Here is a 14,517-nt window from a genome sequence, read left to right as displayed (position 1 = left end):
CGCCCGCGGATGGCGATCGAGGAGATCCTCGACCTCGAGCAGCTCGAGGTCAACATCTATCGGGGCGGTGTGTTCAGCCCCGAATCCGGCTTCCTGCAGCGGACTTTCGGTGGCCACGTGGCCGGCCAGTCGTTGGTGTCGGCCGTGCGCACGGTGGAACCCCAGTTCCAGGTCCACTCGCTGCACGGCTACTTCCTGCGGCCCGGTGACGCCCGCTCGCCCTCGGTGTACCTGGTCGAGCGGATCCGTGACGGCGGGTCGTTCTGCACCCGCCGGGTCAGCGCCATCCAGCACGGTCAGACGATCTTCTCGATGTCGGCGTCGTTCCAGACCGACCAGAGCGGAATCGAGCATCAGGACGCGATGCCCGCCGCACCGGGCCCGGACGACTCGCAGGGTTTCCGGTCCGGTGGCGCGTTCGACGACGCCGGCTTCGCACAGTTCGACGAATGGGACGTGCGCATCGTCCCGCGGGACCGTCTGGGCCGGCGTGAGGGCAAGGCGTCTCAGCAGCAGGTGTGGTTCCGGCATCGCGACCCGCTTCCGGACGACCCGGTGCTGCACATCTGCGCGCTGGCCTATATGAGTGACCTGACGCTGCTCGGATCGGCCCAGGTCAACCATGTCGAGGAGCGCGGACACCTGATGGTGGCCTCGCTGGACCACGCGATGTGGTTCATGCGCCCGTTCCGGGCCGACGAGTGGCTGCTGTACGACCAGTCCTCGCCGTCGGCGTGCGGGGGACGCTCGCTGACCCAGGGCAAGATCTTCAACCAGTACGGCGAGATGGTCGCGGCGGTCATGCAGGAGGGCCTGACCCGCTACCAGCGCGGCTTCACTCCGGAGAAATGAGCGCGCCCCTCGTCGGGGTGTTGGCCCTGCAGGGCGACACCCGCGAACACCTGGCGGCACTGCGCGAGGCCGGAGCGCAAGCCTGCACCGTGCGTCGCCCCAGCGAGTTGGACGCCGTCGACGCCCTGGTGATCCCCGGTGGCGAGTCGACGGCGATGAGCCATCTGCTGCGCGAGTTCGAGATGCTTGAACCGCTGCGGGCCCGGTTGGCCTCCGGGATGCCGGCCTACGGTTCGTGCGCCGGGATGATCCTGCTGGCCACCGAGATCAACGACGCCGGCACCCCCGGCCGCGAGGCACTGCCGCTGGCGGGGATCGATATGACCGTGCGGCGCAACGCCTTCGGTCGCCAGGTCGACTCCTTCGAGGCGGACATCGACTTCGCCGGACTCACCGGTCCGGTGCATGCGGTGTTCATCCGGGCGCCGTGGGTGGAGCGGGTCGGCGAGGGCGTCGAGGTGCTCGCCCGCGCGGGCGAGCACATCGTCGCGGTGCGACAGGGCGGGGTGTTGGCGACCTCGTTCCATCCCGAGATGACCGGCGATCGCCGCGTCCACAAGCTCTTCGTCGACTCCCTGTAGCACCCCGCTGTGTTCAGCGCAGCGGCAGCCCGGTCAGGGCGCGGGCCATCACCAGGCGCTGGATCTCGCTGGTGCCTTCGAAGATGGTGAAGATCTTGGCGTCGCGGTGCATCCGCTCGACCGGGTAGTCGCGGGTGTAACCGTTGCCGCCCAGGATCTGGATGGCCTCGTCGGTGACGTACACCGCGGTCTCGCTGGCCACCAGTTTGGCCATCGAGCCCTCGGCGGAGGTGAACTCCTTGCCGTTGCGGGCCATCCATCCGGCGCGGTAGACCAGCAGCCGGGCGGCGTCGATCCGGGCCTTCATGTCGGCGAGCTTGAACGCGACGGCCTGGAACTCGCCGATCTTGCGGCCGAACTGCTCCCGCTCGCAGGCATAGTCACGGGCGTACTCGTAGGCCGCCCGCGCCACCCCGACGGCCATCGCGCCGACGGTGGGCCGGGTCCGCTCGAACGTGGCCAGCGCGGCCTGCCCGGCCGCCTTCTTGCCCTCGCGGACCTTCGCGATCCGGGCGTCGAACTTCTCCTTGCCGCCGACGATCAGACGCCCGGGGATGCGCACGTCCTGCAGCACGACCTCGGCGGTGTGCGAGGCGCGGATGCCGTGCTTGAGGAACTTCTGGCCCTGGCTGAGTCCCTTGGTGCCCGGCGGGATGAGGAATGACGCCTGCCCGCGGGTGCCGAGTTCGGGGTGCACGGAGGCGACCACGACGTGGACGTTGGCGATGCCGCCGTTGGTGGCCCAGGTCTTGGTGCCGTTGAGCACCCATTCGTCGGTGGCCTCGTCGTAGCGGGCGCGGGTCAGGATCGCCCCGACATCCGAACCGGCGTTGGGTTCCGACGAGCAGAACGCCGCCACCTTGGGGTCCTCGACGGTGCCGAACATCTGTGGCACCCATTCGCCGACCTGCTCGGGGGTGCCGTTGGCGGCCACCGATGCGGCGGCCAGGCCGGTGCCCAGGATCGCCAGCGCGATGCCGGCGTCGCCCCAGAACATCTCCTCGAACGCCACGATCATGCCGAGACCGCTCGGTTCGGCGGCCTGCTCGGCGAAGAACTCCATCGAATAGAGCCCCACTTTGGCGGCCTCGGCGATGATGGGCCACGGGGTCTGCTCCCGCTCGTCCCACTCGGCCGCGGCTGGGCGGACCACGTCGGCGGCGAACTCGTGGACCCACTTCTGGACGTCGAGCAGATCGGAGGACAGCTCCAGGGAGAATGTCATGAACGGCAACCTTACTCGGGAGTAAGGAACCCGTTGTCGAGTGTGTCTGACTTAACAACGTCCTAGGGGGGCCGGGGGTCGGCAAAGTAAACTCGTCCACCTGACTTTTACGACGCCGGATGAACGAGAAGAGAAGAAGGTGCAAGCTGCATGAGCGGCCATTCCAAGTGGGCGACCACCAAGCACAAGAAGGCCGTCATCGATGCCCGTCGCGGGAAGATGTTCGCCAAGCTGATCAAGAACATCGAGGTCGCCGCGCGAACCGGTGGCGGCGACCCGGCCGGTAATCCCACGCTGTTCGACGCCATCCAGAAGGCCAAGAAGAGCTCGGTTCCCAACGACAACATCGAGCGCGCACGCAAGCGCGGCAGCGGTGAAGAGGCTGGCGGCGCCGACTGGCAGAACATCACCTACGAGGGTTACGGCCCGAACGGGGTGGCCGTGCTGATCGAGTGCCTGACCGACAACCGCAACCGCGCCGCCGGTGAGGTGCGTGTCGCGATGACCCGCAACGGCGGCAACATGGCCGACCCGGGTTCGGTGTCCTACCTGTTCTCCCGCAAGGGCGTGGTGACGCTGGACAAGAACGGTCTGACCGAGGACGACGTGCTGGCCGCAGTGCTCGACGCGGGCGCCGAAGAGGTCAACGACCTCGGCGAGTCGTTCGAGGTCATCTCCGAACCGACCGACCTGGTGGCGGTGCGCACGGCACTTCAGGACGCCGGCATCGACTACGAGTCGGCCGAGGCGAGCTTCCAGCCGTCGGTGACGGTGCCGGTGGACCTCGAGGGTGCCCGCAAGGTGCTCAAGCTCGTCGATGCGCTCGAGGACAGCGACGACGTGCAGGACGTCTACACCAACATCGACATCCCCGACGACGTCGCGGCACAGCTCGAGGAGGAGTAGGCGCCGCTCGGCTGACGGGGTTCAGCCCACCGTTCGGGTGCTGGACCGATAGTGCAGCGGTGAGATGCCCACCTGACGTTTGAACGCGTTGGAGAAGGCGCTCTCGGAGGTGTACCCCAGCTCATAGGCCAGTGCGCCGACGCTGCGGTCGCCGTCGCGCAGCGCGCGCTGCGCCAGCAGCATCCGCCAGGTGCTCAGGTACGTCATCGGCGGCACGCCCGCGGCGGCGCGGAACCGCTCGGCGAACGACGTCCGTGACATCGCCGCGATGCGCGCCAATTCGCTCAACTGCCAAGGCTTTCCGGGCTCGGCGTGGATGGCGGCGGCCGCGGGCAGGAGCCGTTCGTCGGTGAGGATGCGCAGCAGACTCGGCGGCATGGCACCTTCACGGTCGAGGTGCGTGCGCAGCACCGCCAGCACCAGCAGTTGGGCGAGTTGCCCGACGGCGAAGTCGCTGCCGACGCGGTCCGCGGTGAACTCGTCGTACATCCGGGCGGCCAGGTCGTGCAGATGTGGCGCGCCGGCGGCCGAGGCCCGCACGTGCAGCATCGGCGGCAGCGCCGTCCGCAGCAGTTGCCCACCCACGTCGTTGACGCCGATGTGACCGCCCAGGACCCTGTCCTGCTCGCCACCCCCGACCTGCACCAGCGTCTCGGATTCGGTCAGTTCGAACTCGACCGGGACGACACCGTCGGGGACGTGCGACAGGGTCACCCGTCGGCGATGGTTGAGGACGACGACGTCGCCAGGACCCGCCTGCACGGGGGCCACGCCGTCGGTCTGCACCCGTACCCCGCCGCTGACCACCGCGACGAACTTCAGCGGTTCGGTGAGGTCGACGGTGGTGGTCCAGGCGCCGTCGGCCGTCACGGCTCCGGAGACCACACCGCGGGCCTCGACCAGGCGCAGCACCTCGGACAGGGGATCGGGAGACTTCTGCGGACGATCACGCAGATCCTGCGGACTCATGACGATGGCAAGGCTGGACGTTCGGGCGTTATTCCAGCCATGACACACAAACAGACCCCTCTGGGTTCAGGATTCACCGCAGCATCGACGACCACGGACGTCCTCGCCGGAATCGATCTGACCGGGCGACATGTCGTCATCACGGCCGGGCACGTCGGCCTCGGACTGGAGACCACCCGGGCATTGAGCGCCGCGGGCGCATCCGTCGTGGTGGGTGCGCGCTCACCCGAACGCGCCGCCGCCGCGGTCGCGGACCTGCCCCGAGTCGAGGTGCGTGGACTCGACCTGCTCGATCCGGTGTCCGTCGACGCCTTCGCAGCCGGTTACCTCGACACCGGACGCCCCCTGCACATCCTGGTCAACAACGCCGGGATCATGGGTGGACCGCTGGTCCGCGACAGCCGCGGTTACGAGGCGCAGTTCGCCACCAACCATCTGGGCCATTTCCAGCTCACCCACGGCCTGCTGCCCGCACTGCGCGCGGCGTCGGGGGCGCGCGTGGTCGAACTGTCGTCCTGGGGGCATCACCTGTCGAACATCCGTTGGGACGATCCGCACTTCGACACCGAGGACCCCTTCGACGGCATGGTCGGCTACGGACAGTCGAAGACCGCGAATGTGCTCTTCGCGGTCGAACTGGACCGGCGCTGGTCCGGCGACGGGATCCGCGGTTACGCGCTGCATCCGGGCGGCATCCTGGGCACCAACCTGGCGCCGTGGATGCCCGAGGAGGGATGGCGGGCGATGGGTCTCATCGATGAGCACGGCAACGTGGTCAACGACCCCGACCGTGACTTCAAGACGCCGGCGCAGGGTGCCTCGACCACGGTGTGGGCCGCGACCAGTCCGCTGCTGGACGGCATCGGCGGGGTCTACCTGCAGAACAACGACATCGCGCCGCTGGAGGACATCGACGAGCCGATCAGCATCGAATTCGGTTCCGGGCCGTTGCAGACCACCGTGGGTGTGACGCGCTACGCCGTCGACCCGGAGTCGGCGCAACGGCTGTGGGAGCTCAGCGAGAAGCTGACGGTCTGAGACTGCTCACCCGGCGTCTCGCCGTCGTCCTCGAGGAGCCTGCCGCCAAGGCTGCGTCGGCCCCGCGAAAGCCCAGTCGGCCAACGCTTTCTGATCTCCGGCGACCGTGCGCCGGGACTCATCGGGCACCAGGGCAGAGCCCGGCGGCGCAGCCGGGCGCAGCCGCACCGGTGTCGGCTGTCGGGTTCTCCAACTGCCGCGCAGAGTGCGCTGTGACTGGGTAGGGTGGCTCTCGCGGGATTCCACACAGTGAGGAAACGCCTTGGTTCTCTATGTCTTTCGCTGCGAAGCCGGGTGCGGCACCACCGAACAGAGACACTCGATGCACACCCGTCCGGACGTGGTTGTGTGCCCGGAATGTGCGGGGCCGGCCCGGCGGACGATGGCGGCACCCCATCTGGGCGCCGGGGGAGCCGCGATGGCCCTGCAGGACGCCACCCGGGCCACCGCCGACCGTCCGGCGGTGGTCGGAGCGCCACCCCCCGCCGGTCGGCGACGTCCCGTGAGCACCAACCCGCTGCACCGCAACCTGCCGCGACCCTAGGAGGAGATCTCATGCCCGACGTCGTCTTTCCGCTGGACTCCACCAAGAGGTTCACCGAGCAGGAGAAGCTCGGCCACAACCGCTGGCATCCCGACATCCCCGCCGCGGTCACGGTCAAGAAGGGCGACTCCTTCCGGGTGCACTGCCGCGAGTGGTTCGACGGTGCCATCCACAACGACGACTCGGCCGAGGACATCCTCAACGCACCGCTGACCACGGTGCACGTGCTGTCCGGTCCCATCGCCGTGGAGGGCGCCAAACCCGGTGATCTGCTGATCGTCGACATCCTCGACGTCGGTCCGATCCCGCAGGAGGACTCCGGCCCACTGGCCGGTCAGGGCTGGGGCTACACCGGCATCTTCCCGACCCGCAACGGCGGCGGCTTCCTGACCGAACAGTTCCCGGACGCCTACAAGGCGATCTGGGACTTCTCCGGGCAGAAGGCCACGTCGCGCCACATTCCGGGCGTCGAGTTCACCGGCATCGTGCACCCGGGTCTGATGGGCACCGCCCCGTCGGCGCAGTTGCTGTCGACGTGGAACACCCGCGAGGCCGCGCTGATCGCGACCGACCCCGAGCGGGTGCCGCCGCTGGCACTGCCGCCGGAGCCGCGGGACGCCATCCTGGGCGGCCTGACCGGCGACGCGTTCACCGCGGCCGCCGCCGAAGCCGCCCGCACCGCCCCGCCGCGGGAGAACGGCGGCAACCAGGACATCAAGAACCTGACCAAGGGCAGCCGGATCTTCTATCCGGTGTTCGTCGAGGGTGCCAACCTGTCCATCGGCGACCTGCACTTCTCGCAGGGCGATGGGGAGATCACCTTCTGCGGCGCCATCGAGATGGGCGGCTTCATCGATCTCCGCGTCGACGTCATCCCCGGCGGTATGGAGACCTACGGCGTCAGCGAGAACGCGATCTTCATGCCCGGTAACACCGATCCGCAGTACTCCGAGTGGCTGGCCTTCTCCGGGACGTCGGTCACCCTCGACGGCGAACAGCGCTATCTGGATTCGCACCTGTCCTACCAGCGCGCGTGCCTGCATGCGATCGACTACCTGACCAAGTTCGGCTACAGCCCCGAGCAGGCCTACCTGCTGCTGGGCGCCGCGCCGATCGAAGGTCGACTGTCCGGTGTCGTCGACATCCCGAATGCCTGTGCGACGGTGTACATCCCGACCGCGATCTTCGGCTTCCCGGTCGCCCCCTCGGCGACCGGCCCAGTCAAGATCGACCCCGGCATCGGCGCGCCGCGCGCGTCGTTCGACTGACTGGACCCTTAGGCTGTCGCGCGTGCCGAAGGTCACGGACGCCGACGGGGTGCGATGGTCGGTGCGCCGACAGTGGATGCCGCTGCTGGAACACCTCAACATGGCCTCGTTGGGAACCGATTGGTTCGGCATGCTGAATTTCGTCGTCGCGCTGCCGTTCATCCTGGCCTGGCCGTTCTGGCTGCTGGCGAAGCTGTTCGGCGTGCCGTGGCGGGTCCTGGTGAAACGCGACGGCGAGGAGGTCACGGTCGAGAAGGTGGCCGGCTGGCGCGCCTCGGGCCGGCGAATCGAGGAGATCGCGCACGGCATCCGGGTCGTCGGCAGGGTTCCGGAACCGGGGGAGCAGCTGCCGGACCTGCGGCCTTACCCCTGAGGCGTGTCGCGGCGCCGCCGCCTCCTCGTCGCCCGCTAGGCTATCGAACAAATGTTCTCGTCGAAGGGGCTGCGGTGCGGGTGATGGGTGTCGATCCCGGGCTGACCAGGTGCGGGTTGTCGGTGATCGAGAGTGGACGCGGGCGCAACGTCATCGCCCTGGACGTCGACGTGGTGCGCACTCCCTCCGATGAGCCGCTGCACCGCCGCCTGCTCACCATCAGCGACACCGTCGAACACTGGATGGACACCCACCTGCCGGATGTCATCGCCATCGAGCGCGTCTTCGCCAACCAGAACGCGAACACCGCGATGGGTACCGCGCAGGCCGGCGGAGTCATCGCCCTCGCGGCGGCCAAACGTGACATCGAGGTGTTCTTCCACACTCCCAGTGAGGTCAAGGCCGCCGTCACCGGCAACGGGCGGGCGGACAAAGCGCAGGTCACTACCATGGTCACCAAGATCCTTGCGCTGCAGCAGAAGCCGACACCCGCGGATGCCGCCGACGCACTCGCGCTGGCCATCTGCCACTGCTGGCGCGCGCCGATGATCACGCGGATGGCCGCGGCCGAGGCGATGGCCGCCGAGCAGCGCCGCAAATACCAGGCCACCCTGAAGGCCAAGACGAAAGCGAAGGTGGCGCGGTGATCGCCTCGGTGCGCGGCGAGATCATCGACATCGCGTTGGACCACGCGGTGGTCGAGGCCGCCGGGGTGGGCTACAAGGTGATGGCGACGCCGTCGACACTGGCGACGCTGCGGCGCGGCACCGAGGCGCGTCTCATCACGGCGATGATCGTGCGCGAAGACTCGATGACGCTGTACGGCTTCGCCGATGCCGATGCCCGTGACGTGTTCACGACGCTGCTCGGGGTCTCCGGCGTGGGGCCCAAGATCGCGCTGGCCACGCTGGCGGTCTACGACGCCGCCACGCTGCGCCAGGCCCTGGCCGATGGTGACGTCTCGGCATTGACCCGCGTGCCGGGCATCGGCAAGCGGGGTGCCGAACGCATCGTGCTCGAACTGCGCGACAAGATCGGTGCGTCCCCCGGCACCGCCGCCGCGGCCGGTTCGGGCGGCCATGCGGTGCGCGCACCCGTTGTGGAAGCCCTTGTCGGCCTTGGCTTTGCGGCCAAGCAGGCTGAGGAGGCCACCGACAAGGTGCTGGCCCTGGACCAGGAGGCCACCACGTCGAGTGCACTGCGGGCCGCCTTGAACCTGTTGGGTAAGAACAGATGAGCCGCTTCGACGACGAGCAGGACGACACCGAGGACCGGGAGGTCTCGCCCGCGCTGACCGTCGGCGAGGGTGATGTCGACGCGAGCCTGCGGCCGAAGTCGCTGCGCGAGTTCATCGGCCAGCCCCGGGTGCGAGAGCAGCTTCAGCTGGTGCTCGAGGGTGCCAAGAACCGTGGCGGGACACCGGATCACATTCTGTTGTCAGGGCCGCCCGGTCTGGGCAAGACCTCGCTGGCGATGATCATCGCCTCTGAACTCGGCTCGTCTTTGAGGGTGACGTCGGGCCCGGCGTTGGAGCGCGCCGGGGACCTGGCGGCCATGCTGTCCAACCTCGTCGAGGGCGACGTGCTGTTCATCGATGAGATCCACCGCATCGCCCGGCCCGCCGAGGAGATGCTGTACCTGGCCATGGAGGACTTCCGCGTCGACGTGGTCGTCGGCAAAGGCCCTGGGGCGACGTCGATTCCGCTGGAGGTCGCGCCCTTCACGTTGGTGGGTGCGACGACCCGATCGGGTGCGCTGACCGGCCCGCTGCGGGATCGCTTCGGGTTCACCGCCCACATGGACTTCTACGAGCCCACCGAACTCGAACGTGTGCTGGCGCGTTCGGCGGGCATTCTGGGCATCGAACTCGGGGCCGACGCGGGCGCCGAGATCGCGCGGCGCTCCCGCGGCACACCCCGCATCGCCAACCGCCTGCTGCGCCGCGTGCGTGACTACGCCGAGGTGCGGGCCGACGGCGTGATCACTCGTGACATCGCCAAGGCGGCCCTGGAGGTGTACGACGTCGACGAGTTGGGCCTCGACCGCCTGGACCGGGCCGTGCTGTCGGCGCTGACCCGCAGTTTCGGCGGGGGGCCGGTGGGGGTGTCGACCCTGGCCGTCGCGGTGGGTGAGGAGGCCACCACGGTCGAAGAGGTCTGCGAACCATTCCTGGTGCGGGCGGGCATGATCGCCCGCACCCCGCGCGGCCGGGTGGCGACCGCACTGGCCTGGACGCATCTGGGGCTCACGCCGCCCGCAGGTGCCGTGGGTCTGGGGCAGCAGGGGTTGTTCGAGTAGGCCTGGGGATTGGGGCGCCGCTCTGGTCCCGCCCCGCGCTCGCCCTGGCCCCGCCCGCGCTCAAAATGTGCGAAATTGCATGTAATTCCGCCGAATTGCCTGCCATTCCGCACATTTCGCATCCAGTCTCTGGTGTGCGCCCGCTGGACGGGCGGGCACAAACGTGATGAGTCGCCATTCGGACGGGATCGCTAAGTGCGAGAAACCAGGTCCCGGTCGAGGGCCAGGGCTACTGTGCACACATGGTGATCGCCGGACTGGTGTTCGCCGCCTTGGCGGCGCTGCTGCACGTGTACATCTTCGTGATGGAGTCGGTGACGTGGACGTCGCCGCGCACTCGCGCGACGTTCGGCACGACGCCCGAAGAGGCCGAGACCACCAAACTGCTGGCTTTCAACCAGGGCTTCTACAACCTGTTCCTGGCTGTGGTCACGGTCGTCGGCTTGGTGCTGGTGATCGCGGGCCACTGGGTGACCAGTGTGCCGTCGGTGTTCGGCGGTGCGGCACTGGTGTTCGCGGGCGTGGGATCGATGGCGGCCGCTGCGGTGGTGCTGCTGATCTCGTCACCCGACAAGGCGCGGGCCGCGATCACGCAGGGACTGTTTCCGGTGCTCGCGATCGTGCTGCTGGCATGGGGCCTGGCATAGCCGACGGGTGACCGAACGCGACGGCGGCGTCGTGGGCCAATGACCTGGCGGGCGCGGAGTTGCCGCGCGCCATCAGACGGGCTCTGACCCGGTGAGAACCGTGAGCCGGGCGCTTGGCGGCACCCGGCTCTCGGTGAAAAACCGTAGCGCTGCTCAGAGCACCCCGAGCAGTTTCAGGTCCGAGATGTATTTCACGATCACGGCCCGGTCGACGTGCGGGATGTCCTTGTCGGCGCCGATCTTGGCCTCCTGGACGGCGGCCCGGAACGCGTCGGTCGGCGCCATTGCCCCGTTGAGCGGAGGCTGCGGTCGCTGGTAGTTGTGCAGCAGGGGCAGCAGCGAAGCCTGCCTCTGCCTGTCGGGCAGGGCGCGCAGTGATTTCTCGAACCGCTGCAGCCATTCGCCGTAGTCGGCGATCCGGTTCACGGGATATCCGGCCTCGATCAGCCAGTCGACGTACTCGTCGAGGCCGATGCCGTCGTCGTATGGGTTCATCACGTGGTACGTCTCGAACCCGTCCACCACATGGGAGCCCAGGGTGGAGATCGCTTCGGCGATGAACTCGACGGGCAGTCCGTCGTAGTGCGCCCTCTGCCGCGCGCCGTCCGGGCCGAGCTCGTAGAACGACCCGGGTGCGATGCCCGTGGCCACCAGCGACAGCATCAGGCGGGTGAACATGTCCGGCAGGTTCAGCTGGCCCGCGTAGGTGGTGTCGGCCAGGATCATGTCGCAGCGGAACACCGAGACCGGCAGGCCGCACAGGTCGTGCGCTTCGCGCAGCAGCACCTCGCCGGCCCACTTGCTGTTGCCGTAGCCGTTGGCGTAGCTGTCGTCCACCCGGCGGACCGGGCTGATCTGGCGAATGTCCGCCTGCTCCACAAACTTTCCGGGTTCGATGCCCGCTCCGACGCCGATGGTCGAGACGTAGACGAACGGCTTGATCCGCGATGTCAGCGCGATCCGGATGAGTTCGGCGGTGCCCAGCGCATTGGGTGCGAACAACTGGCTGTAGGGCAGCACGTGGTTGACCAGGGCGGCCGGATCGACGATGAGGTCAACCGTGTCGGCCAGCCGCTGCCAGGTCTGCCGGTCCAGGCCCAGGTCCTCCTCGCCCTTGTCGCCGGCGAGGACCTCGAGGTGGTCGGCCGCCAGCTCGCGATAATGGGCCGTCAGGGCCGCGTCTCCGCTGTCGAAGGTTGCGTCCAACCGGGCCCGGGCCGTGGCGTCGTCCTTGGCCCGCACGAGGCAGATGACCTTCCCGCCCACCAGGTCCATGCGCTCGAGCCACTCCAGGGCCAGGTATCGACCCAGGAACCCGGTGGCGCCGGTCAGCAGCACGGTCCGAATCTCTGAGGCCGGTCCGGGAAGGGTTGGCGCCGCCGCGAGGATGGCCGGGTCGAGGAACCTGTCGAGGGTCAGGTCCGCGGCCTTGACCTCGGTCGCCGCACGACCGTGTATCGAGTCGTAGGTGGGCCGCCTGCTGCCTCCGGTGCGCTGCGCGTCGATGAAGTCGGCGATGGCCTGCAGATCTGTTGCGGGACTGACGATCACACCGACGGGGACATCAACGCCGAAGATGTCGTGCAGCAGGTTGGCGAACGTCAGGGCCGACAGCGAGTCGCCGCCGAGATCGGCGAACTGGGCGTCGGGTCGCAGGTCCGCGGCCGAGGTGCCCAGCAGGGCGCCCGCGGCGCGGCTCACGGTGTCCAGAGCGGGACCCGCACCGCTCGACGCGCGCAGTCGGCTCAGTTCTCCCGCCTGCCCTTCGGCGAGGTCGACGTAAAGCTGTTCCAGCGCCGCGCCGTACCGCTCCTTCAGTCGCGGCCAGGCCAGCTTCCGGATTCCCGTCAGCAGCCCGTTCTCCAGTGAGAAGGGCGTGGTCTCGATCAGGAAGTCGCGCGGAATCTCGTAGGACTGGAGCCCGGCCCGGCGCGCCGCGGCTGTCAGGGACTCCGCGATGGCGGGCTTGAGTTCGGCTGCGTCGTAACGGTTCTGGGCGTCCTGGGTGGGGACGACGACGGCCAGCAGGTACGGGCGGGCACTGTTGCCGTACAGGTAGATCTGTGCCACCAGTGGGCTGTCGTTGTAGGCGGCCTCCAACTTGGACACCGTGACGAACTCACCCTGCGAGAGCTTGAGCACGTTGTTGCGCCGGTCCACATAGGCCAGCTGGTCCGGGCCCAACTCGGCGACGATGTCACCGGTGCGGTAGAAACCTTCCTCGTCGAACATCGCCGCGGTCACCTCGGGGCGCTTGTAGTACCCGGGGAACAGCTGCTCCGACTTGACCAGCAGTTCGCCGCGCGGATGCGGGACGTCGCTGCTGAAGTAACCGAGATCCGGAACATCGACGAGCTTGTAGTCGGTGACGGGCGGGCGGCGCACATGCCCGTCGACGAACACCGCGCCGGCCTCGGTCGACCCGTAGCCCTCGACCAGGTGCATGTCGAGGAACTCCTCGACCCAGGCGCGCAGTTCGGGGGAGATCGGCGCCGAGCCGGTGATGGCGCTGACGTGCCGATCGCCGAACAGTTTCCGGCGCAGGTCGGCTCGCACATTGGCCTCGGCGGCCCCACCGTCGACACCACGGCGTCGGTCCACCTCGCTGCTGTACTCCTGGAACAGCATGTCCCAGACCCTCGGCACGAAGTTCAACTGCGTCGGATGCGTCAGCGTGAGGTCTTCGAGGAATGTCGACATGTCGCTGCGGGCCGCGAAGTACGCGGTGCCGCCGCTGGCCAGCGCTCCGGTCAGGACGCCTCGGCCCATCACGTGGCTCATCGGCAGGAAGCACAGCACGATGGAGGGCAGCACGCCCTGGTGCTCATCCCAGTGCGAGTTCGCCTGGGCGCGCCACAGATGGGCGACCTTGCTCTCGGGGTACATCGCGCCCTTGGGGGCGCCGGTGCTGCCGGAGGTGTAGATGAGCAGTCCCAAGGGGTCCTCGCCGGGGGCGACGACGCCGGGACTGGGCGCTCCCGAGCCGCGCAGCTCGGCCTCGGCCAGCGTCTCGACGACGACGCCGATGTCCGCGAGTTCGGATGTCGCGTTCTCCACGGCCTCGCGATGGGCATCGACCTGGGGCAGGTGGTCGAAGACCAGGAGTCGCCGCGGCGCGGGACCACTGCGGATGAGGGCGACGGCGTCGTCGAGCTGGTCGACGCTTGCGGCGATCAGGGTCGGCTCGGTCTCGGCGACGATGGGCTGAAGCGACGCCACTGCGGCGCTGGTCTGCAGGGGCACGCTGACGGCTCCAAGCTGTCCGAGCGCGGTGTCGACCACGGTGTAGTCGACGCTGGTGAAGCCCAGGATGGCGACCCGATCACCGGGCCGCACCGGGGCGTCCTGAAGGCTGGCGGCCAGCGCCGAAACCCGCTCCCACAGTTGTGCGTAGGTGATGGTCGTGAAGTGCGGCAGCAGCTCGGCCGACGTGCGTCCGGTCTTGGGGTCGGTGACAAACCGCACGTCGCGCTGGCCGAGGGCGGGGCGGTCGGCGTATCCGCGCATGACGGTCTCGACGACCTGCGGAAGACGCAGATCGGGGGAGTCTGCGGCGGCGGTGACGGCGGGATCGGGGCGGGCCGCGGCGAACTGTGCGTCGGTGGCGTACAGGTTCTCGATGCGCTGTTGGAGGCGGTCTTCACGGGTTTCGGTGGACATCACTGGCAGTCCTTAGGTGCGTAATCGAAGAAGTTCTAGAGCGTGCGACGGTGCACACAGAAAACTACGTTAGTAGAACTAATGATATTCCTGCGCGAGGCGGCTCAGCACTGGGAGTGTGCTGTGAATTGCCTGGTCAGGTGTGTTTCAGGTCAC

General features: G+C 68.4%; 14 protein-coding genes. 11 read left to right on the top strand and 3 right to left on the bottom strand.

Translation table 11 applies throughout. From position 1 onward, the window contains the following. Positions 1 to 9 precede the first annotated feature (9 nt). Both tesB and pdxT read left to right on the top strand, forming a co-directional pair. Positions 10 to 852 (top strand): acyl-CoA thioesterase II, encoded by an 843-nt coding sequence (gene tesB, locus A5727_RS11185; RefSeq protein ID WP_068248906.1) that lies wholly within the window; start codon positions 10 to 12, stop codon positions 850 to 852. Then, positions 849 to 1,433: a pyridoxal 5'-phosphate synthase glutaminase subunit PdxT gene (gene pdxT, locus A5727_RS11180; RefSeq protein ID WP_068248904.1), complete on the top strand. Its 585-nt coding sequence runs from the start codon at positions 849 to 851 to the stop codon at positions 1,431 to 1,433. Before tesB ends, pdxT begins: the two co-directional genes overlap by 4 nt. A 13-nt stretch (positions 1,434 to 1,446) precedes the next feature. Here the strand turns inward: pdxT and A5727_RS11175 are convergent, their stop codons facing one another. Next, on the bottom strand, positions 1,447 to 2,658 hold the full coding sequence (locus tag A5727_RS11175) for an acyl-CoA dehydrogenase family protein (RefSeq protein WP_068248899.1): 1,212 nt from the start codon (positions 2,656 to 2,658) through the stop codon (positions 1,447 to 1,449). 150 nt (positions 2,659 to 2,808) lie between these two features. Here A5727_RS11175 and A5727_RS11170 point away from each other — a divergent pair, with 150 nt between their 5' ends. Beyond that, the gene (locus A5727_RS11170) at positions 2,809 to 3,564 is read left to right on the top strand and encodes a YebC/PmpR family DNA-binding transcriptional regulator (RefSeq protein WP_068248898.1); all 756 of its coding nucleotides are present in this window, start codon (positions 2,809 to 2,811) and stop codon (positions 3,562 to 3,564) included. Between the two features lie 21 nt (positions 3,565 to 3,585). Here the strand turns inward: A5727_RS11170 and A5727_RS11165 are convergent, their stop codons facing one another. Beyond that, positions 3,586 to 4,533 carry an AraC family transcriptional regulator gene (locus A5727_RS11165; RefSeq protein WP_068248897.1) on the bottom strand — a complete coding sequence of 316 codons (948 nt, stop codon included), beginning with the start codon at positions 4,531 to 4,533 and terminating at the stop codon, positions 3,586 to 3,588. A gap of 39 nt (positions 4,534 to 4,572) precedes the next feature. On the opposite strand from A5727_RS11165, the gene A5727_RS11160 reads away from it, so the two are divergent. The 8 genes from A5727_RS11160 to A5727_RS11125 all read left to right on the top strand — a co-directional run bounded on the left by A5727_RS11160 (position 4,573) and on the right by A5727_RS11125 (position 10,701). Next, the gene (locus A5727_RS11160; protein WP_068248893.1) at positions 4,573 to 5,571 is read left to right on the top strand and encodes an SDR family NAD(P)-dependent oxidoreductase; all 999 of its coding nucleotides are present in this window, start codon (positions 4,573 to 4,575) and stop codon (positions 5,569 to 5,571) included. A 322-nt stretch (positions 5,572 to 5,893) separates the two neighbouring features. After that, entirely contained in the window at positions 5,894 to 6,115 is a 222-nt protein-coding gene (locus A5727_RS27455; RefSeq protein ID WP_068248890.1) for a hypothetical protein, read from the top strand. Positions 6,116 to 6,126: 11 nt separating this feature from the next. Further along, a complete protein-coding gene (gene fmdA, locus A5727_RS11150) occupies positions 6,127 to 7,383 on the top strand; it encodes a formamidase (RefSeq protein ID WP_068248888.1) in 1,257 nt (418 codons plus the stop codon). 22 nt (positions 7,384 to 7,405) lie between these two features. Then, positions 7,406 to 7,756: a hypothetical protein gene (locus A5727_RS11145; RefSeq protein ID WP_068248886.1), complete on the top strand. Its 351-nt coding sequence runs from the start codon at positions 7,406 to 7,408 to the stop codon at positions 7,754 to 7,756. A gap of 74 nt (positions 7,757 to 7,830) precedes the next feature. Continuing rightward, positions 7,831 to 8,403: a crossover junction endodeoxyribonuclease RuvC gene (ruvC, locus tag A5727_RS11140; RefSeq protein WP_068248883.1), complete on the top strand. Its 573-nt coding sequence runs from the start codon at positions 7,831 to 7,833 to the stop codon at positions 8,401 to 8,403. Next, complete coding sequence (gene ruvA / locus A5727_RS11135; protein WP_068248881.1) at positions 8,400 to 8,993, top strand: Holliday junction branch migration protein RuvA; 594 nt, start codon at positions 8,400 to 8,402, stop codon at positions 8,991 to 8,993. Before ruvC ends, ruvA begins: the two co-directional genes overlap by 4 nt. Further along, the gene (ruvB, locus tag A5727_RS11130) at positions 8,990 to 10,054 is read left to right on the top strand and encodes a Holliday junction branch migration DNA helicase RuvB (protein WP_068248879.1); all 1,065 of its coding nucleotides are present in this window, start codon (positions 8,990 to 8,992) and stop codon (positions 10,052 to 10,054) included. The genes ruvA and ruvB overlap by 4 nt, the downstream gene beginning before the upstream one ends. A gap of 242 nt (positions 10,055 to 10,296) precedes the next feature. Then, positions 10,297 to 10,701 carry a DUF1304 domain-containing protein gene (locus A5727_RS11125; RefSeq protein ID WP_068248872.1) on the top strand — a complete coding sequence of 135 codons (405 nt, stop codon included), beginning with the start codon at positions 10,297 to 10,299 and terminating at the stop codon, positions 10,699 to 10,701. 153 nt (positions 10,702 to 10,854) lie between these two features. Here A5727_RS11125 and car read toward each other — a convergent pair whose 3' ends face one another. Then, a complete protein-coding gene (gene car / locus A5727_RS11120; protein WP_068248871.1) occupies positions 10,855 to 14,361 on the bottom strand; it encodes a carboxylic acid reductase in 3,507 nt (1,168 codons plus the stop codon). Positions 14,362 to 14,517 lie beyond the last annotated feature (156 nt).

Origin of the sequence: Mycobacterium sp. ACS4331, assembly GCF_001667265.1 — a bacterium.
GTDB lineage: Bacteria > Actinomycetota > Actinomycetes > Mycobacteriales > Mycobacteriaceae > Mycobacterium.
This window is presented reverse-complemented; position numbering and strand designations above follow the sequence as displayed.

What these genes read in the sequence shown, in the direction of transcription:
- ruvB (WP_068248879.1), top strand. Translation starts at nt 8,990, where the DNA reads ATGAGCCGCTTCGACGACGAGCAGGACGACACCGAGGACCGGGAGGTC.
- A5727_RS11170 (WP_068248898.1), top strand. Translation starts at nt 2,809, where the DNA reads ATGAGCGGCCATTCCAAGTGGGCGACCACCAAGCACAAGAAGGCCGTC.
- A5727_RS11175 (WP_068248899.1), bottom strand. Translation starts at nt 2,658, where the DNA reads ATGACATTCTCCCTGGAGCTGTCCTCCGATCTGCTCGACGTCCAGAAG.
- A5727_RS11160 (WP_068248893.1), top strand. Translation starts at nt 4,573, where the DNA reads ATGACACACAAACAGACCCCTCTGGGTTCAGGATTCACCGCAGCATCG.
- A5727_RS27455 (WP_068248890.1), top strand. Translation starts at nt 5,894, where the DNA reads ATGCACACCCGTCCGGACGTGGTTGTGTGCCCGGAATGTGCGGGGCCG.
- pdxT (WP_068248904.1), top strand. Translation starts at nt 849, where the DNA reads ATGAGCGCGCCCCTCGTCGGGGTGTTGGCCCTGCAGGGCGACACCCGC.
- tesB (WP_068248906.1), top strand. Translation starts at nt 10, where the DNA reads ATGGCGATCGAGGAGATCCTCGACCTCGAGCAGCTCGAGGTCAACATC.
- A5727_RS11165 (WP_068248897.1), bottom strand. Translation starts at nt 4,533, where the DNA reads ATGAGTCCGCAGGATCTGCGTGATCGTCCGCAGAAGTCTCCCGATCCC.
- car (WP_068248871.1), bottom strand. Translation starts at nt 14,361, where the DNA reads ATGTCCACCGAAACCCGTGAAGACCGCCTCCAACAGCGCATCGAGAAC.
- A5727_RS11125 (WP_068248872.1), top strand. Translation starts at nt 10,297, where the DNA reads ATGGTGATCGCCGGACTGGTGTTCGCCGCCTTGGCGGCGCTGCTGCAC.
- fmdA (WP_068248888.1), top strand. Translation starts at nt 6,127, where the DNA reads ATGCCCGACGTCGTCTTTCCGCTGGACTCCACCAAGAGGTTCACCGAG.